The organism is Nibrella saemangeumensis (assembly GCF_039541915.1).
GTDB classification, from domain to species: Bacteria; Bacteroidota; Bacteroidia; order Cytophagales; family Spirosomataceae; genus Nibrella; species Nibrella saemangeumensis.
The window spans coordinates 74,139-97,906 of the sequence record NZ_BAABHD010000076.1; the positions used below are offsets into that span (position 1 = coordinate 74,139).

General features: G+C 49.9%; 21 protein-coding genes. 7 read left to right on the forward strand and 14 right to left on the reverse strand.

The annotated features are described in order from the left end of the window. Positions 1-193: 193 nt before the first annotated feature. The 5 genes from ABD949_RS21825 to ABD949_RS21845 form a co-directional block, all read right to left on the reverse strand. A complete protein-coding gene (locus ABD949_RS21825; RefSeq protein ID WP_312087582.1) occupies positions 194-652 on the reverse strand; it encodes a DUF305 domain-containing protein in 459 nt (152 codons plus the stop codon). 421 nt (positions 653-1,073) lie between these two features. After that, a complete protein-coding gene (locus tag ABD949_RS21830; protein WP_345247019.1) occupies positions 1,074-1,214 on the reverse strand; it encodes a hypothetical protein in 141 nt (46 codons plus the stop codon). 288 nt (positions 1,215-1,502) lie between these two features. Beyond that, entirely contained in the window at positions 1,503-1,724 is a 222-nt protein-coding gene (locus ABD949_RS21835) for a hypothetical protein (protein WP_345247022.1), read from the reverse strand. Positions 1,725-2,255: 531 nt separating this feature from the next. After that, positions 2,256-2,486 carry a hypothetical protein gene (locus tag ABD949_RS21840; RefSeq protein ID WP_345247024.1) on the reverse strand — a complete coding sequence of 77 codons (231 nt, stop codon included), beginning with the start codon at positions 2,484-2,486 and terminating at the stop codon, positions 2,256-2,258. A 486-nt stretch (positions 2,487-2,972) separates the two neighbouring features. Further along, on the reverse strand, positions 2,973-3,299 hold the full coding sequence (locus tag ABD949_RS21845) for a hypothetical protein (RefSeq protein WP_345247026.1): 327 nt from the start codon (positions 3,297-3,299) through the stop codon (positions 2,973-2,975). A gap of 168 nt (positions 3,300-3,467) precedes the next feature. On the opposite strand from ABD949_RS21845, the gene ABD949_RS21850 reads away from it, so the two are divergent. From ABD949_RS21850 to ABD949_RS21860, 3 genes are all read left to right on the forward strand, one after another. Next, positions 3,468-3,902 carry a response regulator gene (locus ABD949_RS21850; protein ID WP_345247028.1) on the forward strand — a complete coding sequence of 145 codons (435 nt, stop codon included), beginning with the start codon at positions 3,468-3,470 and terminating at the stop codon, positions 3,900-3,902. A 103-nt stretch (positions 3,903-4,005) separates the two neighbouring features. Next, positions 4,006-4,272, forward strand: coding sequence for a hypothetical protein (locus tag ABD949_RS21855; protein ID WP_345247030.1), 267 nt, complete (start codon positions 4,006-4,008; stop codon positions 4,270-4,272). A 159-nt stretch (positions 4,273-4,431) separates the two neighbouring features. Further along, positions 4,432-4,884, forward strand: a complete 453-nt coding sequence (locus tag ABD949_RS21860; RefSeq protein WP_345247032.1) for a LytTR family DNA-binding domain-containing protein — start codon at positions 4,432-4,434, stop codon at positions 4,882-4,884. A gap of 225 nt (positions 4,885-5,109) precedes the next feature. On the opposite strand, the gene ABD949_RS21865 is transcribed toward ABD949_RS21860, so the two are convergent. Continuing rightward, a complete protein-coding gene (locus tag ABD949_RS21865; protein ID WP_345247034.1) occupies positions 5,110-5,373 on the reverse strand; it encodes a hypothetical protein in 264 nt (87 codons plus the stop codon). Between the two features lie 279 nt (positions 5,374-5,652). Between ABD949_RS21865 and ABD949_RS21870 the strand changes: the two genes are divergently transcribed. Then, on the forward strand, positions 5,653-9,105 hold the full coding sequence (locus tag ABD949_RS21870) for a class I SAM-dependent DNA methyltransferase (protein ID WP_345247036.1): 3,453 nt from the start codon (positions 5,653-5,655) through the stop codon (positions 9,103-9,105). A 34-nt stretch (positions 9,106-9,139) separates the two neighbouring features. On the opposite strand, the gene ABD949_RS21875 is transcribed toward ABD949_RS21870, so the two are convergent. Beyond that, on the reverse strand, positions 9,140-10,297 hold the full coding sequence (locus tag ABD949_RS21875; protein ID WP_345247038.1) for an alpha/beta hydrolase: 1,158 nt from the start codon (positions 10,295-10,297) through the stop codon (positions 9,140-9,142). Positions 10,298-10,313: 16 nt separating this feature from the next. Then, positions 10,314-10,901, reverse strand: a complete 588-nt coding sequence (locus tag ABD949_RS21880; protein ID WP_345247040.1) for an RNA polymerase sigma factor — start codon at positions 10,899-10,901, stop codon at positions 10,314-10,316. A 455-nt stretch (positions 10,902-11,356) separates the two neighbouring features. Between ABD949_RS21880 and ABD949_RS21885 the strand changes: the two genes are divergently transcribed. Further along, positions 11,357-11,563, forward strand: a complete 207-nt coding sequence (locus ABD949_RS21885; RefSeq protein ID WP_345247042.1) for a hypothetical protein — start codon at positions 11,357-11,359, stop codon at positions 11,561-11,563. Between the two features lie 151 nt (positions 11,564-11,714). Here ABD949_RS21885 and ABD949_RS21890 read toward each other — a convergent pair whose 3' ends face one another. The 6 genes from ABD949_RS21890 to atpA form a co-directional block, all read right to left on the reverse strand. Beyond that, positions 11,715-12,008, reverse strand: a complete 294-nt coding sequence (locus tag ABD949_RS21890; RefSeq protein ID WP_345247044.1) for a hypothetical protein — start codon at positions 12,006-12,008, stop codon at positions 11,715-11,717. 662 nt (positions 12,009-12,670) lie between these two features. Next, complete coding sequence (locus ABD949_RS21895; RefSeq protein WP_345247046.1) at positions 12,671-13,216, reverse strand: YceI family protein; 546 nt, start codon at positions 13,214-13,216, stop codon at positions 12,671-12,673. A gap of 155 nt (positions 13,217-13,371) precedes the next feature. Further along, positions 13,372-16,458, reverse strand: a complete 3,087-nt coding sequence (locus ABD949_RS21900) for a VPS10 domain-containing protein (RefSeq protein WP_345247048.1) — start codon at positions 16,456-16,458, stop codon at positions 13,372-13,374. A 75-nt stretch (positions 16,459-16,533) separates the two neighbouring features. Next, on the reverse strand, positions 16,534-17,277 hold the full coding sequence (locus tag ABD949_RS21905) for a LolA-like protein (RefSeq protein ID WP_345247050.1): 744 nt from the start codon (positions 17,275-17,277) through the stop codon (positions 16,534-16,536). Between the two features lie 190 nt (positions 17,278-17,467). Continuing rightward, the gene (atpG, locus tag ABD949_RS21910; RefSeq protein ID WP_345247052.1) at positions 17,468-18,355 is read right to left on the reverse strand and encodes an ATP synthase F1 subunit gamma; all 888 of its coding nucleotides are present in this window, start codon (positions 18,353-18,355) and stop codon (positions 17,468-17,470) included. A gap of 90 nt (positions 18,356-18,445) precedes the next feature. Beyond that, positions 18,446-20,023: a F0F1 ATP synthase subunit alpha gene (gene atpA, locus ABD949_RS21915; protein ID WP_345247054.1), complete on the reverse strand. Its 1,578-nt coding sequence runs from the start codon at positions 20,021-20,023 to the stop codon at positions 18,446-18,448. Positions 20,024-20,570: 547 nt separating this feature from the next. Between atpA and bamJ the strand changes: the two genes are divergently transcribed. Further along, positions 20,571-21,374: a BamJ family beta-barrel-assembly machinery protein gene (gene bamJ, locus ABD949_RS21920; protein ID WP_345247056.1), complete on the forward strand. Its 804-nt coding sequence runs from the start codon at positions 20,571-20,573 to the stop codon at positions 21,372-21,374. 75 nt (positions 21,375-21,449) lie between these two features. Then, entirely contained in the window at positions 21,450-23,555 is a 2,106-nt protein-coding gene (locus ABD949_RS21925; protein ID WP_345247058.1) for a carboxy terminal-processing peptidase, read from the forward strand. Positions 23,556-23,768 lie beyond the last annotated feature (213 nt).

Below are 23,768 nucleotides of genomic sequence, written 5' to 3' on the forward strand. Positions count from 1 at the left end.
GCCGCTGCTGGTTAAAGATACAAAAGCTCATTGTTTATTCTGTTGCTCGGCATTATTCGTCTGACGAAACCGAAGCCGATTAATGAATAAAAAGCTGAGAATATAGTCGTCACCCGCCATATTGCCAATGCAATGTTAGCAGCATACCCTATTTTGTCGCGTAATGCAAACTTAATATTCTGTCGGAATTATCTTATTTCATCCGGTTCAGTATAGTTTCCATCTGTTGAATTTCTCGAACTTGCGCAGCAATAATGCTGTCCGCCAATTTTCTTACTTCTGGGTCTTTAATATTAGCATGCTTACTCGTCAAGATTGCGGATGAGTGATGAGGTATCATTGCTTTCATATATTGTACATCACTGATAGGCGTTTGCGTCCGTAGTGCGGCTAGTGTCACAATAAAAACAATGATTGCTGTAATGATAATTCCTGTATTTGTCCTTTTATTTGGGTACATTTTTCCCATCATGGTCATCATGACTATTGCCATAGGAGCAATCATCAAAATTGCCATATAAATCCTTGTCGTACTTGTGTGATAATGTTCAATGCTGTCGACATTTAAGAACATTACGACATACATAATGATGAAAGAGATAATCATCATCACTGTGAATTTCTTGTAGCTCATACCGTTCATATTTTCCATGTCTCTAATTTTGGTGAGTATTGATGCGATTGACTACAAAAGTCAAACCATAGAAGTCGTTTGTCAAAGGATAAGGTTGCAGTCAATCAAAATGTACGGACTGTCAACACGGGTTGCTGCTAACTCGTAAATATGCGAAAGTTTTGTCGTACTTTTTGTATTTATTTGAACAATATCAAGTCAGATTTGCACTTTTTATGTCGTACTTATTTCAGTGAAATCAAGCATATTCTTGTCACCTGCTAAGCCATAGTGTGGTAAGTTGACCTATAAAATCACCATAGTGAATGCCGAGCTAAGTTGCCTCTATGGGAGGCTTTTCACTCCTGACACTGTGCAGGATAACTGCTGTAGAGAGTTTGTACTTACACCCTTACGATGAGGGAAGATTAGTAAAATTCAATGAGATATGCAATAAATGTCAAAGTAACAGCCCAACCAGCAGCATAGAGGCCATCATCAGCAGGACGGCTGTCATCACTTCGCTGGCGGCAAACTCACGATCCGAATGGATGGGGTTGGTAAAGAGGATTGCAAGTACGGAGGTCAGGAACTTGTACATGAACGAAGCAGCTATCGTTCATTTTGACGCATTCAAAGCAATCCGTCACCGCTCACGTCGAAAATTTGCAGTTATTAAAGCGTGACCTCTGGATTATGCAGCCAAGCGGTAGCAAAGACCGGGTTTGGATTGACCGCTACGGCCTGCCGTGTCGGATTCAGTACCGGCGTTAAGAAACATATGAGGACAAACTGGAAAGTTGAGTTGATAGATTGACGCGATTGTTTGCTAACATGTCGCTTTCTAAACTTATTATCGAGTTGCTGACCAATGAAACCAGCGATTGCTTTACTTCGGTTTAGGAAGGACTTGATTTAGTAAAAAGCACTCTGGTATACCTTGAAGATGGATCACAACTTCATTATTTAAAACTATGGCCGGGCGAGCTAATAAACCACCATAGATGAATTCATGAGCCGTTCGGACAAATACCGTGTCGCCAACCTTGTATTGCTGATTGAAGGCATTAGCCTCCTGATAAGCTTTATGAGCCAAGCCCCAATCATCCATTTTAGAGTAGTTGAGTAGTCAGAATTTAACCACCTGTTGATGTAGCAAAAATTATTGGACACGGTGAGGTTTATACGAGTACAGCATAAACAAATTCTAAGGAGTCAACCAAATGGTCTTGGAAGTGAAATTCAAACAGCGTTTACTTTCCTTCCAATATATCGTCAATTTGTGCGATCATTTGCCTTAAACGATAGGTTGACCATTCATTCCTGTCTTGTAGGCTTGCTATTGTCTGGGAGAGTTGCTTAAAGGGAGATTGTGAGTTCTCGCTTTGGTTTGTATAAGCGTCTTGGCGAAGTGGTTGGTGTTGGGAGAAAACTCCCTCAGTAGGGTGATCCATGATGATTGTTGCTTAAAGACGAGTCGGAAGCAATTCATCAGGCGCAAGTAGAGTACAAAAAGACGTATACTGCTCAAGAAAGATAAAATGCAAAATCAAACGTATATGGTTCTAACTGCTTTAAAGCAGTATTTGTTCAGGCAACTAGAAATTGCCTGGTACAACACGGTCAACTAAACAGAGCTTTATTAAAGAATGTCTTTTACAAAGATGCATTTCGGATGCTCTTTGATCTCAATGACAGCGATTGAACCCAGAACTCTGGCCGGACTGACCAAGGTGGCCTGAAATTGGCCACCTACCCCATCGCGAACCCATAAACGATCCCCTACCTTGTAGGTCTGATTGAAAACGACTGCTTCAGAGAGAGCTTTCTGGATGTCGGACAAGGAGTCTTCTCTATGATCATGCGGGTCCATGCTGACGAATTTAGGAGCCAATATTTAACCTAAAAATATAACATGCAGAAGCTAAACTCAATAGAGCCGCTAAGGGCGAGGTAACAGATTGGTTGTCGCCAGGCTGGTGCTGCCTCGTAGTGCCTGCCAGATGTCGCCCGAACCAAAATTGGTTTTTTCTAAACTATGTAAAAATCCATTGAACTGGTTAAGGAGTGTTTGTAATAGCACGATGAGAGGAATTATGATAGCCAGGAAATAAGGTTTCGTACGCAGGATGCCTTAATCCACTACCAGTACCCTATACACCCGGAGTTTGTCTTTTATTTGAGCATTTACGTCCAAAATGGACGCTGGAGGATTCGGGTTGTTGGATGATCCGCAGACAGATTCGTAATCGTTGGTCTAAAGAACAGTAGCCGCTTCACCGCTTGTGAGGGAACAGATCTTCAACAAAAAAGCCGGTGGCTTTCATACGATTGCCACCGGCTGGTCTTTTGTGCGAGATTAGTTGTTAGGAGTTACAATTTTATCAGCTTTTTTGGTTCTGCGTTTGGCTTTCGCCTTCAGATCCTTGGCGTCACTCTTGATCTCCTTCTTAATGGCCTTCTCACGTTTCTTCTCGGCCTTTTCTATCTTGGTTTTGGGGCTGGTGATACCCACAATCCCCTTATCTTCTTTGGCGTTTTCCAGTTTCTTCTGGGCCTTGGCCACTTTCTTTTCGGCCTTCATTTCTTTTTTGGCTTCCTTAGCCTCCTGCACGGCCTGGGCAAAAACTGTACCTGACCACATCAGGGCGGCACTAACAGCAGCCGCCATCATTACCTTTTTCATCTTCATAACGTTTCAGCCTGCCTCGTCGGCAAGCGTTGTTTGACGTAAACAACATAGTTACCTATCAGATTGTTAATAAATTACGGCCAGATTATTTACCTACTTTCATATCATCCTGAAAATTAAAAAATTATATTTGTAGAGTAACCGCCTAACTTAACCTACCTAATGAGTTCCATTCGAGACCCCATCATCTACCTTGTGGACGATCAGGATGATGATCGGCAACTCCTCCATTACGAAATGGAGAAACAATGTAGTAACTGCCATGTAATTGGCTTTGTCAGCGGAAGTAGTTTATTCGATAATCTTCAGGATGTTACCCGCCCCCGGCTCCCCAATCTGATTCTGCTAAACCTGCATGTATGCAAGGCGGAAGGGCTGGCTGTTTTAGCTTTCATCAAAACAAATCCAAACTTCAGACGTATTCCCGTTATAATGATGGCGCACAGCGCCAGTCCGGAAGAGGTAATGCAGTGTTATGATAAAGGCAGTAATGCCTTTATGGGTAAGCCGCGATCTGCCGCTGAGACCGAAACAATGGTGGCCAGAATTAAACAATATTGGCTGGATGTGGCCGAACTGCCGATGGACCTAAAATAGCCCTAAGGAAAATAACTATAAACTATATTGCCTTTGTAGAGTTTAGCGGTTAAGTAAAACTGCTTACGGCTTATGCCTAACCCCTATGTAAAACTCCCTACAAATGGTATATCTTACCTTATTAACCTGCAAAGATCAGGTTCCTCAGCGGGAGTTTATCTACGGCTCCCGCGATTTAGACCTGGATGGAGCGCTGGAATTTGTGAACCGGTTGGTCGCTGAGGGCTGGTCAATCCTCTATGTAAACCTTCAAGATCAAGATGGCCATTGTATGTCACTGCCGGTAGCTGCTTTTGACGGTAAACCTATTCAGAGCCAAATGGCCATGTTGCAGGCGCAATGGGAAGATATCTTGAAACAGCCGAGGTAAACATATAACCAACTCCTCCATATCTGTCGCTTACCTGTTAGCTGCGCTCGGCTATCCAGCATCTTTTAAATGAAAAACCAGAATTTGTATTTATAAAAAGTAAACTAAAACATCTACATTTACCTTGTATGGTCAAATTGTACTATGAGTTAACCGTATATGGGTACGATTTATCTGATCGGGTACAAAAGGAATGTAGACACCGACACGATTATCTGGATAGAAGGCTATGGCAACTATACCAAAGTCCATTTCCTAAGCGGAGAGACTAGCCTGATTACGCAGACGCTGAAATGGTTTGAACGGAACCTGGGTAACTTCATTCGGATCAATAAGTCTGCGCTGGTGAACCCGCTTCACATCGACTGGTTAGAGCAACCCTCTCCCAACCATGCCGCCATTTGCCTTTTTAATGGGATTGAGCTGATCTTATCTCGCCGTCGTATAAAGCCTATCGTTGCCCGGCTAAAGACCTTGTCCGTTGTTAAGCGGGAGGTAACCATAGGCGAGCCAATGCGAATAAAAAAAAGACCCGGCTACAGCGCAACCGGGTTTTCCAAACCTAGTGATAAACTGATGAACTTCTCGTTACAAAGAAAGCGTAGTAAATAGAAGGTAACCCTCCGGGAAATCATGAAAACACCGGCCACAGCGTAACCGGAGTTTCAACACAACCATACAGTACCATACTCAACTTAAAACAGGTATTTGTGAACAAACTTGAAATTAGGGTGCTTTATATTCTGAGCTAACGGGACGGCCAATCCTATGTGAAGTCTGCAAAAGCCGCCTGATGGCTTCCAAAACACAGGCTGGGGCCCTACTCAGTGAAGTCGGTCATAAACCTAAAATCGCATCAGCCGCCAGCCGGGCCGAACAATAGGTTACGGTGGCACAGCTTCCGTTAGTTATTTGGATAAAAACACCTACTTGTAAGCCAGGTTCATTCCGCACGGCTATAACCAGTTCGGGTTGTTTACTATGGGAGAGTTTCACTTCCACGGCCGTGTTGAACTCCAGACTAGTAGCCCAGTAACCACTTCGGGTGAGACCATTTTGCTCGATTAGCTCCTGCGATAAAATATAATAGACTTCCAGCATATACCTGTTTTTGGTCAGTGATCCGATTAAGCAGGCACCTGTCAGAAGTACCATTCTGTGACAAAATCTGTCTGGGAACGTAAACCAATCCCAAAAGTAGCAGTTTTTAGCGTGGGCAGAGCTTTTTAAGTGCAAGAAAGAGGTGTATGAGTCTATAGATCGGGGGCAGTTTAGTAAAGACGATGGCCTTCAGCAACTCTAGTATGAAAATTCTGTTTCCAGTGTTTAGCCAAGTCACTATATTGTCGCTTTTAACACACGGCTATTCCATTACCTATTGTGACGTTTACCGAATTTGAATCCCGCTGGAAACCTGCTGGCGGAGCAGAACGCGCCAACTACGGCCTGTTTTTACAAGACCTTTGCGATTTATTAGGCGTACCCCGCCCTGACCCCACTACCGACAATCCCGCTCAGGATGCCTACGTGCTGGAAAGAGCCGTAGAATTCAACGATGGCATAAAAAAGAGTACTGGACGTATAGACCTCTACAAGCGTGGCTGTTTTGTGCTGGAGACAAAACAAGGCACAGAGACTCCCGACCAGCAGAAGGCGGTGGAACGGGCTGAACTAGGTCTGGCTCCGGAAAAACGCCGGAAAGGACATGCCGTGCGGGGTACAACCAAATGGGGGCAGATGATGGAAGCCGCCCGCCAGCAGGCTCTCGGCTATGTGCGTGCGCTCCCGGCTGATGAACCCCGGCCGCTGTTTGTGCTGGTGGTTGATGTGGGATACTGCATTGACATCTACAGCAACTTTGCCGGTGTCGGTGATTCTTTTATCCCTTTCCCTGACCAGACGCGCTACCGGCTGTATCTGTCAGCTTTGGAGCAGGAGAGTACGAGAGAAATGCTGCGCCAGATTTTTCTGGAACCGCGTGAACTGGACCCAAGCCGGCGGTCGGCACGGGTGACCCGCGAACTGGCTGGCTATCTGGCTGGTGTATCGACCCAATTGGAGCGGGCTGGACATGCGCCTGATACGGTGGCGCAATTTCTGATGCGCTGCCTGTTTACCATGTTCTCCGAAGACGTAGGGTTGATTCCGAAGGATTCATTTACCGGTATGCTGCGGCAGTATGCCGCGCCTGATCTTCGAGAGTTTCTGCCAGATGCGCTGCAAAACCTATGGCAGAAGATGGATACCGGTGGCTTTTCATCTGAGCTGAAAGCCCGTTTGCGTAGGTTTAACGGTAAGCTGTTCCATGATGCTACTGCCTTACCACTATCGGCTGACCAGATAGAGCTGTTGTTAAAAGCGGCTGAGGCTGATTGGACAGCTGTAGAGCCAGCTATCTTCGGTACGCTGCTGGAACGGGCGCTTGATCCCCGCGAACGGCATAGTTTAGGCGCACACTATACCCCGCGCCGATATGTAGAACGGCTGGTATTGCCTACGGTGCTGGAGCCGCTGCGCAGGGAGTGGACGGCTGCACAGGCGGCTGCGGCCCGGCTGCTGGAGGAGAACAAGCCAAAAGACGCACGCGCTGAACTGGTACGTTTTCTGAACCGGCTGACCTCAATCAAGATATTAGACCCTGCTTGTGGCTCCGGTAATTTCCTGTACGTAACGCTGGAACACCTCAAGCGCCTGGAGGGTGAGGTATTAGCCGCCATCAACAGCTACGGCCAGACGGGACTGCTAGAACTAGGTGGCGGGACTACCGTAAGCCCGCGCCAACTGCTGGGACTGGAGCTAAACCCCCGCGCTGCCGCCATTGCCGATGTGGTGCTGAAGATCGGTTACCTGCAATGGCACCTGCGCACCCACGGCGCCAGCGAACTGCGCGAGCCGTTGCTGGACGAGTACGAGAACATTCATCAGCAAGACGCGGTGCTGCAACACGGCACACCCGTTCCCCGGTTGGATGCCAACGGTCAACCCGTTACCCGCTGGAATGGCGTAACCACCAAAATGCATCCCGTTACCGGCCAGCCTATACCTGATGAAACCGCCCGTGTAACGGTTTATGACTACCCCAATCCTAAACCTGCCGAGTGGCCGGAAGTAGATTTCATAGTAGGAAATCCACCGTTTGTAGGGAACAAATATATGCGGGAGGCTTTGGGGGACGGCTATACTGAGGCATTACGAAAAGCGTATAAAGGCAAAGTGCCTGATTCAGCAGACCTAGTAATGTATTGGTGGCATAATGCTGCCTGTGCAGTACAAAGCGGATCTAGCGAAAGGTTTGGCTTTATTACAACTAACAGCATAAAACAAACCTATAATCGACGGGTAATGCAGCCTTTTCTTGAAGGCGACAACCCTTCGCTTGTACTTACATTTGCTATTCCTGACCATCCATGGGTTGATAGTGTGGAAGGGGCCGCAGTACGTATTGCTATGACGGTAGGAGAGGCTTTTTCAGCTAGTGCTATGGGTAAACTCATGACAGTTCTTGAGGAAACTATTCCAGATGGTGATGAAGCTGCCGATGTATCCTTTGTTGAAAAATACGGGAAAATATATTCTGACTTGACAATCGGCTTTGATCTTGATAGTGCTAAACCATTAAAGTCAAACGCTGGATTAAGTAGCCGGGGAGTACAACTTTATGGGGCCGGGTTTATTCTTGAGAAGGAGGCTGTTAATTCTTTCATCAGCAAATCTTCTGTAAACCAGAACGTTATTAAGACTTATTTGAATGGTAAAGATTTTACAAGAAACAATCGTGGTGCTTACGTAATTGATTTATTTGGCCTAACAGAGCAGGAGGTTTTACAGAATTATCCAGTAGTATATCAGCATGTACTAGAACGTGTTAAGCCTGAACGAGATCAAAGTAATGAGCCAAGGGTTAAAGATAGATGGTGGCTATTTGGTCGAACTAGAGACGAGCTTAGATTAGCCCTTACAGGTTTGCACCGTTATATAGCCACAGTTGTCACAGCTAAACACAGGGTATTTTCATTTTTAGCAGGAGATATTCTTTCTGATGATGCTATCATTTCAATTGCTCTTGATGATGCATATCATTTAGGAGTCCTATCTAGCAGAATTCATATAGTATGGACTTTGGCGGCTGGTGGAGATTTAGGGGGTAATACTCCGCGTTACAATAATTCCCGATGTTTTGATCCCTTCCCTTTTCCCAATGCCACACCAGAGCAGCAAGTCCGTATTCGTGGACTAGCCGAACAATTAGACGCACATCGTAAACGCCAGCAGGCACAACACCCTACTTTGACGCTAACCGATTTATACAATGTAGTGGAGAAACTGAAATCTGAAGAGCCGCTAAACGCCAAAGAGCAAACTATCAATCAGCAGGGGCTAGCGTCGGTTGTGCTGAGTCTCCATCAGCAACTAGATGCCGCCGTCGCGGAAGCCTACGGCTGGCCCACGGATTTACCGGAAGCCGAAATTCTCAACCGGCTGGTACGGCTGAACCACGAACGCGCCCGCGAGGAACAGGCCGGGCATATCCGTTACCTGCGCCCAGCCTATCAAGCGCCTGGTCAGCAGCAACTCGGTTTAGAGCTACCTATGGCAGCAGCTACTACGGAAACAACTACTGAGGCAACCGGCCCAATGGAATGGCCGAAGGAATTGGCTCAACAGATGCAAGCTATCCGTGACGCTGTACAACAGGCCGGTCAGCCGCTTACACCTAAACAGGTTGCAGAACGGTTCCGGCGCACAAAGGCCGATAAAGTACAGCCGCTGCTCGATACACTTACTGCGCTGTCGCTGCTACGGCAAACACCGGAAGGGACATATGCAGGTTAAAGCCCCACCCTACAGCAAGTGGGGCTTTATCAAACTACTTGTTAAACGCCTTTTTAAGTTCGTCGGAAGCTAGACCCTGTGCGTCTTTCGCTTCCGGCACCACAGCCGCCATGCCAAAAAACTCGTGGGTTACGCCTTTATACTGTTTGTAAGTTACCGGAACGCCCGCCTGTTTGAATTGATTCGACAGGGTTTCGCCCTCACTAGCCAACGGATCCAGTTCGGCGGCAATAATAGTAGTGGGAGGTAGCCCTTTGAGATCGGCCTTTACCAGAGAAATCATCGGACTAGCCCCGTCGGCCGGGCTTTTCAGATACTTCTCAAAGAACCACTTCATCAGACCGGTATTCAACGGCTTGGCCTCAGTATACTTCTGATACGATTCGGTGTTGAAGTCATACCCGGCAATGGGGTATACCAGCACCTCATGAACGGGTAACGATTGTTTTCTGTCACGCGCCATCATACTCACGGCCGCTGCCAGATTACCTCCGGCGCTCTCGCCAACCACCGCTATCCGCTTGGGATCCCCTTTAATGGAAGCCGCATTCTTCACTACCCACTCATAAGCTGCATAGGAATCATTATGGGCGACAGGAAACTTATGTTCGGGTGCCTGCCGGTATGCCACCGACACCACCACCGCTTCGACCTGATTGGCCAGTCCCTGTGCCGATGCGTTGTAGGTGTCCAGGTTCGCAATAACCCACCCTCCGCCGTGGTAATATACAATAACCGGATAAGCCGCTTTGCCGGTCTTAGGCGTGTACACGCGCAGATGAATGGTGCCCCCCTGTACCGAAATATCTTTCCCGCTGGTATCGACAGAAGCAGGCGGCATTGGCAGATTATTCTCCTGCATCACGGCCATAGCCGCGTCGGCCGGTGAGGGTGCCTGGCGGGCCTGAGCAGCAGAAAGTGTAGGCAGCGGAGGAGTACCATAGCTGGTAAGTTTTTCAATGACAACCTGCATCGGGTCAGTCATACTTGGTGCCCAGGCCGGCTCGGGTCCGGCAGGTTTCAGATCGGACGCATCGCGGGTGCTGGTTGTATCGCTATCATCACTGGCTGTGTTCTTATTAGAACATGATAGCAACAGCATCACCAACAGGGCCGTCAGTGTCCCGCCAGTCACTACGTTTGTTATAGCTTTTTTGCCAGCCAGGCTGGAAGGGCGTGTATTCTTTTTCATAAATTTATTTAGAGAGTTAATGTGTTGATAGGACTAGCCGTAAGTTTTGAATGGCTAGCCGAAGCCGGGTTTTGACCGTACCCAGCGGCAGCCGTAAGTGTTCAGCTACTTCGTGCTGCTTATAGCCTTGAAAGTAGATCAGGTCAACCAGGACGCGGTACTTTTCCGCCAGGTGGGTATTCACCATCTGCTTCACCTCTGATGCGGAATTAGGGCTGACCACCGACAGGTACTGGACCGGGCAAGTGGCCAGGTCGTTGGCATACCGGAGCGGATTCTTTTTAGCGATGTAATCCAGTGCTGTGTGGCGGCTTATATTGAGAATCCAGGTGAAAAGCCGGCCTTGGGTGGGGTTATATTGATGGATGTTTCTCCAAACTTTAATAAAGCTGTCTTGCAGGAGATCTTCGGCCTGCGTCGGATCGTCGACCATCCGTAGTAAGATGCTAAGCAGGCTGGGGCTATAGTGCTTATACAGGGCAACAAAAGCCCAGTTATGCCCTTGCCGCAGCCCCTCTACAAGTGTACTTTCGCAATCGGGATAGGTTGGGAGTACCCGAATACAGTACTTGTTCCGATGAGTGGTTGAGTATTGATGTTGCATGTTCTGGGAGTAGCCCTTGTCAGGTATTTTTGAATAGAGTAAAGAAAGTAATACAACTCAATGTTTAAGTTAACGCCGTAAAAATTGATTAACTGGTCAGAATCTGCAACGTTTAACCCAACTTCCAAGAGGCAGCCCGTCTACTGGTTAATTTGGCTGAAAGAGTATTTGCCGGGCAAAACGTGCAAATAACGGCTTCCGGACAGGCAGATTGCCGAACTGTTAGCGTATGCCGGATCATGGAGTATAAACCCTTAAAAAGTATAGCCATATTGAAGGACCGCGTTGCTGGGTACGCTTAGGGCGCTGTCGCTGCTGCGGCAAACGGAGGAAGGGAGCTATGCGGCATGATTCATAGCTGTACTACTCCATAAACTTACTCAGCAGCACCACTTCCTGACCAATAAGAATCTTGGGTCTGTCAATCTTAATCAGATCTTGAAACACCGCTTTATGTGTCGCCTATTAGGTATGGAGCTGTATCCATTTACGAGCGTGGGGCCATGCGCGTAGTTGTGGGTACAAATACCGTGTGGTTGTTTCTTGATGAACGGCTACTGGCATCGCTGCATGGAATCGTATCTGTGGTGCTGGAGGGATTAGCGGAGTTCCTTCACGTAGCGGAGGGAAGTGCTGACCGGACTACCCGATTCGCAGGATAGCTGAAGATGTAATGCATCGGGTGTTGCACAGACTAGTTCCTGTTAACCACCAGTAACAAACCTACTCAAACTCAACGTTACTGGCTTTGATAGGAGTAACCACTGTCGGCAAGTGGTGCTCAAGCTTATTAGTAACTAAACTGCTTATGGGTTACCTATACCTGTTGGAGTAGCTCAACTGCCAGGTTTGCGGGTCAGGTAGTTTTACCTCTTCAACAGTTTTCTCCTGCTTTACTGCTTCAGCCGGGAATACCAGTAGCCCGACCAGGCACATCACTGCCAGCACGGAAAAACTCACGGCTGTAGGAGCTATGTCAAAACCCAGATTGGAGATAACTTCTTTAAACCATGGCTGCTGAGGATAAACAAGTTTATAAATTGCCAGTAAAGAAATTGCAAAAAGGCTAATGAGCGCAGAACGTACTAGTGTCTTTCTTTTTATCATACCGTTGGCGTGGGGAAGCGGAAAGCATGTAGGGATAGGAACAAAGCAGTTTGCAGTTGGTTCAGGTAAGTTATTAAATGGTTACCTACTGACGATACCGCCTACATATTTGCAGGCAACAAATTATTGTCTTACTCAGAAGACTCTGGAGGCAATGTGAGCTTTTCGTGAATTGTGCCACCGATGTGCTACCACGAAAAATAAAATAGCCTGTCAATCAACGTGTTGACAGGCTATCTGTAACCTAACCTATGAGTTGAGAACTCTTCAAAGCTTGAAGTCCTAGCCGAACAACTGCTAAAAAATGTATGCTCCAAGTGTTAGAGATAAAACTTTTACAGAAGCGAAGGGCGTAAGACAGATTGACAGATATTCTCCTTAATTAGCTGCGGGACCATACCTGTCTAACACAAAAAAATAGTGCAACCTCAAAAAGTTGCACCATTGTTGCACCAAATATTTGATTATGTGCTGATAACCAGCCCTTTAAGTGCGTTTACAGTATACAGCACTAATATAACGAAAATCTCATGCGTGAAGTTCGTAAAGTTATGTTTTTTCGGCTGTATACGGCTGTCTATAAGCCGTTCATTATCAATGGCGCATACAAACAAAAAGCTCCGGCCTTTTCGGACCGGGGCTTCATTAACAATTTTTAACAATTATTTCTGCTTCGTAATCTGGATGCTCAGGGCCAGCTTTACCTCGTCGCTGACCACGACGCCACCGGCTTCGGTCACGGCATCCCACATCAGGCCAAACTCCTTGCGCTTGATGGTACCGGTAATTTCAAAACCGGCTTTATGGTTGCCGTAGAAGTCTTCCATCTGCCCGCCGTAGTCCACGTTCAGGACGATAGGCTTGTTGATACCCCGGATGGTCATGGTGCCGGCCAGTTCGTAACGCTCCTGCCCTACTTTGGTCATCGAGGTAGACTCAAATACCATCTGCGGATGCTCTTCGGCATGGAAGAAATCGGCCGACTTCAGGTGCCCGTCGCGCTGTTCGTTATTCGTAGTAATGCTGTCGATGTCGGCGGTAAAGTAAACGTTGGCGTTGGTAAAATCGTCACCTTCCGTTTCCAGGCGACCGTCAAATTTGTTAAACTGACCCGTTACAGTAGACACCATCAGGTGACGTACTTTAAACTGAACCTCAGAGTGGGTGGGGTCAATGGTCCAGATGGTTTTAGTTGCTACAGTTTCCATGAGTTAATGGGATTGGTTTAAATTGTAATGACATTTGATGTATATACACGTAAATTCCTGAAAAGGTTTCCGGCTGCTGCATTTTTTTAATAAAAAAAGCGCCGGGGTGCCGGCGCTTTTTGGTGTCTATCTCAAAACGTTAGCTGCCAGTAGGGCTAGCCATCTGATTTTTTGTAATCATCGAAACTGCGGACGGAGATTTCCGGCAGGTTGTTTTTTGTCAACTGATCGGTAAAAGCTTTGTAGCGGGTAGTCTTCAGGGTGTCCAGCTGCGACTGAGCAGCTTTTAATTCCGTTTCCAGAACGACCATATTAGCCAGTTGGGCGTTGGAGGGCCGTCCATAGTAACCGGCCACCTGGCTGTACAGGCTGGCTATTTTCTCGCGCAGCTGTGGTTCGGCCGCTCCTACGTAGTTATCGCCTTTTGTGATTACGAGCTTTTCTTTCAGCGCAGCCAAGTCTTTCAGCAGGGGATCGGCCACTTTCTTAAGTTTAACGTCCTGTTTAAGCCGTTCGTCGGCCCCCTGGCGCATAGCGTCAATCTGGTCGACCAGGTAACCCAGCTGCTCGGTCATGTTGTAGAGCTTCATGGTCGATTCGTACTGGGCAATGCGGTCGCCGGCCGAGTGAATAGTGTTCGGATCGGCTTTCAGGGAAATCTTCGACTCGTAGGTATTGGTGCCTTTGGTCAAAACAATTTTGTAATCGCCTTCCGGCAGGCGAGGAGTTGTAAAGGCACCGAAGGTCAGTGTCTTTCCCTGAGCCACCTTCGGCCGCTTCAGACGATAATTCCAGTCGACAATGTTAATGCCCTTTGCTTTGCCCGCTGCCAGATCGGCAACCTTCTGTCCGGACTTATCGAAAATCTCCAGCGACATTTTGCCGAACGTATGGCGGTTCTTGAGATAGTACACCACTTTGGCGGTTTGGCTCGGATTTTGGCCTACATATTCACTGGCATCTCCCCCCTCGGCAAAACCGGCATCATCGCGCATCACCGTCGGGGCAATGGCGAAGAAGTGAACATCCTTTGCCAGTACCTCTTTACTAATCTGCCGTAACGGGCTGATGTCGTCAATGATAATGATTCCGCGTCCGTGGGTAGCCAGCACCAGATCATGCTCGTCGGGATGAATAGCCATATAGTGTACCGCTACCGCCGGCATGTTATTAGTAAATGGTGACCAGTTCTGTCCGCCGTCCACGGTAACAAACAAGCCAAACTCGGTCCCCAGAAAAAGCAGGTTCGGGCTGACCAGATCTTCTTTAATATGCCGGGCAAACCCTTTGATGTCGCCAGTGGCGATGGATGTCCAGGTTTTGCCGAGGTCGGTGGTTTTATACACGTGGGTAGCCATATCGCCCAGGGTATGGCCGTCGAACACGGCATAGCAGGTATTTTTATCGAAGCGGCTGGGCTCCAGATGATATGCCCAGGTGTTTTTAGGTAAGCCCGGCACATTGGCCACCACATTGGTCCAGGTCTTGCCACCGTCGGTGGTTACCTGCAGGTTGCCATCATCCGTCCCTGCCCAGATCAGGTTTTCGTCCATCGGCGACTCCGAGATGGCAAAGATGGTGCAGTGGTTTTCGGCCCCAGAGTTGTCGGCACTCAGCCCGCCCGATTCCTCCTGCTGCTGCTTGGCCGGGTTGTTGGTCGTCAGGTCGGGCGATACCTTCACCCACGTCTCACCCATATCGTCGGAACGGTGCAGGAATTGGCTGCCCACATAGAGCCGGTCGGGCTTATGCAGACTGGTGGTCAGGGCAGCATTCCAGTTGAAGCGCAGTTTGGGATCGTTGGCTTCGGCGTAGGGCTTAATGATTTTCACCTGCCGGCGCTCAGTATCGTACCGCCAGATGTACTCGGCCCCCTGAATTTCGGAGTACACGATATTGGCTTTGGTCGGATGCCGGAATACCCGGAAGCCATCCCCCTGCCCTACGTTGAACCAGTCGCGGTTTTCGATACCGCCGGGGCTGTCAGAAGGGCCATACCATGAGCCATTATCCTGCAAACCGCCGTAGATCTTATACGGCTTCGCGTTATCGAGGCTGACGTGATAGAACTGCGACAGCGGCAACCCTTTGACCATTTCCAGCACACTCCCCCCGTTATACGACCGGTACAACCCACCGTCGGTGGCCACGTACAGCATGTTCGGATTGACGATGTCGAACCAGATATCGTGGATGTCGGAGTGCATAGCGCCCAGGCTGGTAAAGGTCTTGCCCCCATCGCGGCTGATGGAACCGCTCAGCCCGGCCTTGCACAGGATATCCGGGTTACGGGGATCAACCACAATGCGGGAGAAGTAGAACGGGCGTACCGTCAGTTCAAAATCACCGTTAGTGCGTTTCCAGGATGCGCCGGCATCGTCGGAGCGGTACAGGCCGTTGGTCTCGGCCTTTTCAGACTCGATAACGGTGTAGAGAATGTTCGGACTGGAAGGCGCAATGGCCACGGCAATCCGTCCCAGTTTCCCCGCCGGGAAGCCGTTATGGATCTTGTTCCAGGACTTGCCGCCGTCGGTCGATTTGTACAGGGCACTTTTCAGGCCACCGGAGTTGAATGACCAGCCGGTTCGGCGGGCCTCCCAGAACGAGGCATACAGTACGTTCGGGTTTTTCGGGTCCATCGCCAGGTCGGCGCAGCCGGTGTTCTCATCCACGAACAGCACTTTCTCCCAGCTTTTGCCGCCATCGGTCGTTTTGTAGACCCCACGCTCGGCATTAGGGGCCCATAACGCGCCCAGCACGCCGACGTAGACGGTATTCGGGTTTGCCGGATCGATCTTAATGGCGCTGATCCGCTCCGATTTGGCTAGGCCCAGATTGGCCCAACTCTGCCCGCCATCGGTGGATTTATAGATACCGTCGCCAATGGAAACGCTGTTGCGGGTCCAGCATTCGCCGGTACCGACCCAGATCACCTGATCCGGACTTTTCGGGTCAACCGCTACGGCCCCAATGGATTGGACGTGTTTATCGAATAGAGGCTTATAAGTCACTCCGCCGTCGGTCGATCTCCAGACGCCACCGCCGGCCGAGCCGACGTACATGATGCGGGAGTCGGTCGGGTGGCCTTCCAGGTCAGCAATGCGGCCGCTCATAACGGCCGGGCCAATATGCCGCGCCCGCAATGCACCAAAGAGTTCGTCGCCTTTCAGGGAAACGGCGTCCTGGCCATATCCCTGTAGTGTTACAACACACAGTGCCGTGATATAAAGAGACTTTTTCATAAGGGTAGTGAAAAGATGGAAACAAAACAGCACAGGCCGACTTTATAGGCCGGCCTGTGCATAAATACCTGCTGATTAACCCTCGTTGGGGAAAGCAAACTCTTTATCGTCAACCGCAATATTAGTTTCAATTTTATCGGCCGTCATGGAGAAAGCCGTCTGCCCATTCACTTTCTGGGTAATGGAGTAGGGCATAAACAGCCCATTCACCTCCTGATAATCGCTCATGAAGGTATCAATCGCGGTCCCTTTGGCCTGTCCTTTCTTCACGTAAGACCGCACCATAATGGGCACATTATCGGCTACGCTGAAAAAGTAATAACTAACGTTTTCTTCGGCCTTCCCATCCACCATCACGGGTTTTTTGGTAAGTTTGATTTTATGGCATTCTGTCCCTTCAATGGTCTCCTTACCCTCCAGTTCAGCTTTATACCCTTTTTCTTTATAATTAATAAAGGAATCCTGAAGCTGCGTTTCCTGCTTCAGATTTTCGCTATCCTCAGCCGCCATTTTCTCCGGCTTCTGGCTCATGAAGTTGGTTGACCAGCCGGTGGTTCCATCAAACGCCATCTGCACAAATTCCTTACCCTGCACATTCAGTTTCAGGATCTGTTTGTTAGGCGCTTTCTGGGTCATGAATACCGGAATATCCATACCCTGTACTTTGCCTTTGCCCGTCATGCGAATGCTCTGAAGCGCCAGCCACTTGTCTTTGCCACCGGTGGCTTCATAATACTTGCTCAGGATCTCATCGACGGTCTGCGCCTGAGCAATAAGGGCTACGAAAAACAGAACTGCCAGTACACTTACTTTCTTCATGGTTTGAGTTAGTTGAAGCTGTTTATTTTCACACAATTACCCAAACTTACTGAAATCATCCGAAAGTCGTAGCTACTTTTGTGCCCAGCGGTTACATTTCTTTGATAAACGGCACCCGGCTGAGCCAGCCAACAAAAAACCCACAACTAGTGAGTCGTGGGTTTTCAGAACCTGTATGTATAAGATTGGTTTAACCAGCGAGGGCCTCAGCACCACCGACGATTTCGAGAATTTCTTTGGTAATGGCGGCCTGACGGGTCCGGTTGTACACCAGGCGTAACTCCTTCAGCAGTTCACCGGCATTTTCCGTCGCCTTGTCCATAGCCGTCATCCGGGCACCATTTTCAGAAGCATTGGACTCCAGCACCGCTTTATACAACTGAATCTTCAGTGTCTTCGGGATCAGTTCGGTTATGATTTCCTCTTCCGATGGCTCAAAGATGTAATTTACATTCGCAGCCTTTGTAGAGGTGGTGTTCGACGGCGTCGAGACGATGGGCAGCATCTGCTCCACCCGGATAATCTGCGTCGCCACGTTCTTGAATTCGTTGTAAACGATTTCTACCACATCGTACTGACCGCTGGCGAAGCGCTGCATGGCATCTTCTGCCGCAGCCCGAACCCGCGCAAAGCTCAGTGAGGTAAACGTATCGACGTAAGTGGTGTTGACTTTAAAACCCCGGCGGGCAAATGCTTCGCCACCTTTTTTACCAATGGCCAGAATTTCGACATTACCCCGGCGGGCCTGATCAGCGTAACGTTGGTTTATTACCGCTAAAGCAGCTTTAACCACGTTGGTGTTGAACGCTCCGCACAATCCCCGATCCGACGTTACCACGATCAGGAGTACGCGCTCTACCGCCCGTACCCGCTTGTAGGGGCTATCACCGGCCATCTCAGCACCGGCCGATACCGTACCTAACATTTCGCCCAGTTTCTGGGCATAAGGCCGCATCTGCAGAATGGCATCCTGAGCCCGGCGCAGCTTGGCCGCAGCCACCATTTTCATGGCTTTGGTAATCTGCTGGGTCGAATTTACGGATGCAATCCGGCTGCGTACTTCTTTTAAACTTGCCATAGTTTAGTGTGCAGTAGGCAGTGTGCAGCAGGCAGCAGGAGTGTGCATTTATTGCGTACTGCCTGCTGCCTGCTGCGCACTGAGAACTAGTTATGCGTAACGTGAAGCGAGATCAGAAACTACTTTCTTGATCGTAGCCGTTGTCTCGTCGTCGAGTTTACCGGCGCGGAGTGAATCAAGGGCGCTGCGGTGCTGCGAATCCATGATCATGGCAAACTCTTCTTCAAACGCCCTCACTTTGTTCACCGGCACGCGGTCCAGCAGACCGGTGGTCGATGCGTAGATGATAGCTACCTGCCGCTCAACCGGTACCGGCGAGTATTGAGGCTGCTTCAGGATTTCCTGGTTCCGGCGACCCCGCTCGATGGTCAGCTTAGTCGAGGCATCGAGGTCAGAGCCGAATTTGGCAAAGGCTTCGAGTTCGCGGAACTGCGCCTGATCCAGCTTCAGCGTACCGGCCACCTTCTTCATCGACTTGATCTGGGCGTTACCACCCACGCGCGATACCGAGATACCTACGTTGATGGCCGGCCGGATTCCGGAGTTGAAGAGGTTGGTTTCGAGGAAGATCTGACCGTCGGTAATCGAGATTACGTTGGTCGGAATATAGGCAGAAACGTCACCAGCCTGGGTTTCGATGAGTGGCAGGGCCGTCAGCGAACCACCACCCTTCACTTTACCCTGCAGTGAGGGCGGCAGGTCGTTCATCTGGGCGGCAATGGCGTCGTTGTTTACAATCTTGGCGGCCCGCTCCAGCAGGCGGCTGTGCAGGTAGAATACGTCGCCAGGGTAGGCTTCGCGTCCGGGAGGACGACGCAGCAGCAGCGATACTTCGCGGTAGGCAACGGCCTGCTTCGAGAGGTCATCGTAGACCACCAGGGCCGGACGGCCTGTATCGCGGAAATATTCACCGATGGCGGCACCCGTAAACGGCGCAAAGAACTGCATCGGCGACGGGTCAGACGCACCAGCCGCTACGATTACCGTATACGCCATGGCACCCGCCCGGCGCAGCGTGGCTTCTACCTGCTTGATGGTAGAGGCTTTCTGACCGCAGGCTACGTAGATACAGTAAACCGGTTCGCCTTTTTCGTAAAATTCCCGCTGGTTGATAATGGTATCAATGGCCACGGCGGTTTTACCCGTCTGACGGTCACCGATGATTAGCTCACGCTGGCCCCGGCCGATGGGGATCATGGCGTCGATCGCCTTAATACCCGTCTGAAGCGGCTCCGTTACCGGCTGACGATAGATAACCCCCGGTGCTTTGCGCTCCAGTGGCATCTCAAAGGTTTCGCCCTGAATCGGTCCCAGACCGTCAATCGGATCACCCAGTGTATTGACCACACGGCCCAGGATACCTTCGCCTACGCGGATAAAAGCAATCCGGTTGGAACGTTTTACCGTGGCACCCTCTTTGATTTCACTGTAGTCGCCCAGCAATACGGCGCCGACGTTATCTTCTTCCAGGTTCAGCGCTAATGCCTGCAAACCGTTTTCGAACGTGAGCAGCTCACCGGCCTGCACCTTCGACAAGCCATAGATACGCGCCACACCGTCGCCAATTTGCAGTACCGTACCGACTTCTTCCAGTTCGGCTTCGGTACGAGCGTTGGACAACTGCTCGCGGAGAATGGCTGATACCTCGTCGGGTCTTACGGATACCATATAAGTTGATGGATCTTTGTTTTAAGATTGTTCTAATTTCGGCCGCAAAGATAGCGCTAAAATCTTATAAAACCGATTGAAGTCTGAAAAACAAAGCCGAAAAGTTAGATTTTTCTAATAAATCAGGTTGGTTCATACAAGAGCCCTGCCAGCAGCTGTTTGGAGCCATTCCTAAGTGACTGTCAACAAAAAAGGCGACGGCCTTTCCCAGCCTTAGCCCCCGCCCCGCCGGCCAGTAGTATCCGATTTCTTGGACTTTGCGTCCTTATTGTCCAGGCCCCGGTTATGCCGTTGATGGGTTAGATTTGACCGCTCAAACTGATATGCCTTCATTAGCCACAATTCTGTTTTTGGGGTTTGGACTTTGCTACTAAGATTTGTTACTTTACCTGATGCAAAGCCCGGAAACCTGCCAGTAGCGCCGGGCCGGGCTAATCCTGAGCCAACGGCTATTTATTTCGTCCGCTCAGGCGATTACCAAACTTTTTATACTCTATTTTACGTTTTGTCAGTAAATCACTCTAATTATAATCTGAATTTCTTTCGCATGACTTTGAATCAGTGGGTTAAGGCCGGCCTTTTGTCGGCTGCTTTTGTGTCGGGCAGTGCTTTTTTGAACCAAACGCTGGCGCAGGCCAGGAAACCGGCCGGTGCTCCGGCTGCCAGACCGGCAACCCCCGGAGCGCCGGCCACCGGCCAGAAAGCTACTCCGGCCACAGCCTCTTCCCGAATTGCCACCAGCCGTGACTCGTTAAGTTATAGTATCGGCGTCAGTATTGCGCAAAATATCAAGCAGCAGGGTATTAGCGATTTAAATACCGAGGTACTGGCCCGTGGCTTACAGGATGCTTTGAAAGGCCAGAAAATGGCCATGAGTGAAGAATTATCGCAGCAGGTACTGATGGCTTATATGCAGAAACAGTACGCAGCCAAGATGGAAGAAAGTAAAAAAGCCGGTGACGCTAACAAAAAGGTGGGTGATGCGTTCTTAGCAGAGAATAAGACGAAACCGGGTGTGGTTACTACCGCTAGTGGCCTGCAGTACCAGATCGTGAAGGAAGGTACCGGTCCCAAGCCAACGACCACCGATAAGGTAAAAGCCCACTATACCGGCCGGCTGCTTAATGGTAAAGTTTTTGACAGTTCGGTAGAGCGGGGACAGCCCATTGAGATTCCGGTAACGGGTGTTATTCAGGGGTGGGTTGAAGCGCTGCAGCTGATGCCGGTTGGCTCGAAATGGACGCTGTATATTCCGGGTAACCTCGCTTATGGCGATCGCGGTGCCGGGGGCGAGATTGGTCCGAACGAGACGCTGATTTTTGATATCGAGTTATTGGAGATCGTAAAATAAAGTCTGCTGGCCGGCCCAAAGCCGCTCCGCAGCAACCGTACAGAGGGTACGGGACTAAATAACCTAACAGGTAGTATGAAGAAATATCTGGTAACCCTTGTACCCGTGCTGATGCTGAGCTTTCAGCCGGACTCGCAAACGGCGCGTGCCCCAAAAGGCAGTAACGCGGGCGTTCAGTTATCGTCGGGGGGCGAAGACCTGAAACCGACGGTATCGCAGGAGAAAGTATCTCAGGTGGTGTCGAAACTCCTGACCACGTATCATTACCGGAAGGTGCGGTTGAATGATTCCCTTTCGTCGGTTGTCTGGGATAACTACCTGAAGGAGATCGACAACAACAAATCATACCTGCTGGCCTCCGATGTGAGTTCGCTGGAGAAGTACCGTACCCAGATTGACGAGGCTCTGGTCAACGGTGACTTAACACCGGCATACGACCTGTTCAACATTTACCGGAAGCGCTTCCAGGAGCGCCTTGAGTACGTCCAGGAGACGTTACAGAAGCCCTTTAACTTTTCAGTAGACGAAACTTTCAATACGGACCGGCAGAAAGCTACCTGGCCGAAGTCAGTGGAGGAGCAGAATGAAATCTGGCGGAAGCTGCTGAAGAATCAGGCACTGGAGTTAAAGCTGAGTGGCAAGAAAGATAGTGCGGTGTATGCTATGCTGCGCGAGCGTTACAAAAATCAGGAGCGGGCGCTGGGCAGATTCCGCAGCGAAGATGTGTTCCAGATCTATCTGAACTCGTTTACCGAAGCGCTTGACCCGCACACCAACTACCTGTCGCCCCGTTCCGCCGACCGCTTCAATCAGGAGATGAGCCAGTCACTGGAAGGTATTGGTGCCATGCTGCGCGAAGATGGCGAATACATCAAGATCGTGGAGGTATTACCCGGTGGCCCGGCGTTTAAGAGCAAACTGCTGAATAAGGAAGACCGGATTGTCGGTGTCGCGCAGGGTGACAATGGTCAGATCGTGAGCATCGTCGGCTATCAGGTTGATGATGCCGTGAAGCTCATCAAAGGCCCCAAGGGCACGGTTGTCCGCCTGCAGATTCAGCCCGCTACGGCGCTGGCCGGTGCTCCGGCAAAAGAGATCCGGCTGGTCCGCGAGAAAGTAAAACTCGAAGAGCAGCGGGCTAAGAAAGAGGTCATCGAGGTCTCGGAAAACAACCGCACGTTTAAGATCGGCGTGGTAAACATACCTATCTTCTACCGCGACTTCGAAGCGGCCCGTCGGCGTGACGCAGACATGGCCAGCACCACGTCTGACGTAAAGAAGCTGATCGACGAGCTGAAAGCCCAGAAGGTAGACGGTATTGTGATTGACCTGCGTTACAACGGGGGGGGCTCGCTGGTAGAGGCTATCAACCTGACCGGCCTGTTTATTCCGAAAGGCCCTGTGGTGCAGGTGCGCGAGTCGACCGGCGAGACTGAGGTCTACAACGATCCTGATCCGTCGGTATCGTACGACGGTCCGCTGGCGGTGCTGGTAAACCGATTCAGTGCCTCGGCCTCCGAGATTTTTGCGGCCGCTATTCAGGATTATAAGCGCGGTGTTATCGTGGGCGAGCAAACATTCGGGAAAGGAACCGTGCAGCAACTGCTCGACCTGAGCCAGTGGTTACCCCGCGAGCCGGAGAAAGTAGGTCAGGTAAAGATGACCGTGCAGAAGTTCTACCGCATCAACGGCAGCAGTACCCAGCATAAAGGTGTTGTACCGGACATCGAACTGCCGTCTGCCCTAACCGCTGAAGAATACGGCGAAAGCTCACAACCGAGCGCCCTGCCGTGGGATCAGATTGCCTCTACCCGGTACGAAGCCAGCCGTGGCCTCGACGAAAAAACGGTCAACCGTCTGCGCGACAAGTATGAGCAGCGTCTGAAGTCAGACCCGGAGCTGAAGCAACTATCGCAGGAACTGGCTGAGTTCAAGAAAGCCAAACAAAATACGATGGTATCCCTACAGGAGACCAAGCGCCGGAAAGAGCGCGAAGAAGCTGAGAAGAAACGGGCCGCCATGAATAAGGTAACGCAGACAGGCGATGATGAAGCAGAAAGTGATTCGACCACGACGCCATCTACAACCACAGCTGCGCCCAAGAAGAAAAAAGACCTGTATCTGAACGAAACCGGCCGCATCCTGATCGACCTGATCGCGTTCCAGAGTAGAAATCAGTAATGCCTGTAGACCGGAATAAAATTCCGGTTTTGGTTGGCCGACGATTAACCGGAGTACAATCGCACCGGCGACCCGGTCCGGTCTACAAATACACCCCCGCTTCACAGTCTACCGTCTGGACACAAGTAGTCATTTTGGTATCTTTGATACTAAAAAGTGCAGACCAGACATCTAACCGGATTAAAAGACAAGCGATTGACACAGCGAGGCAAC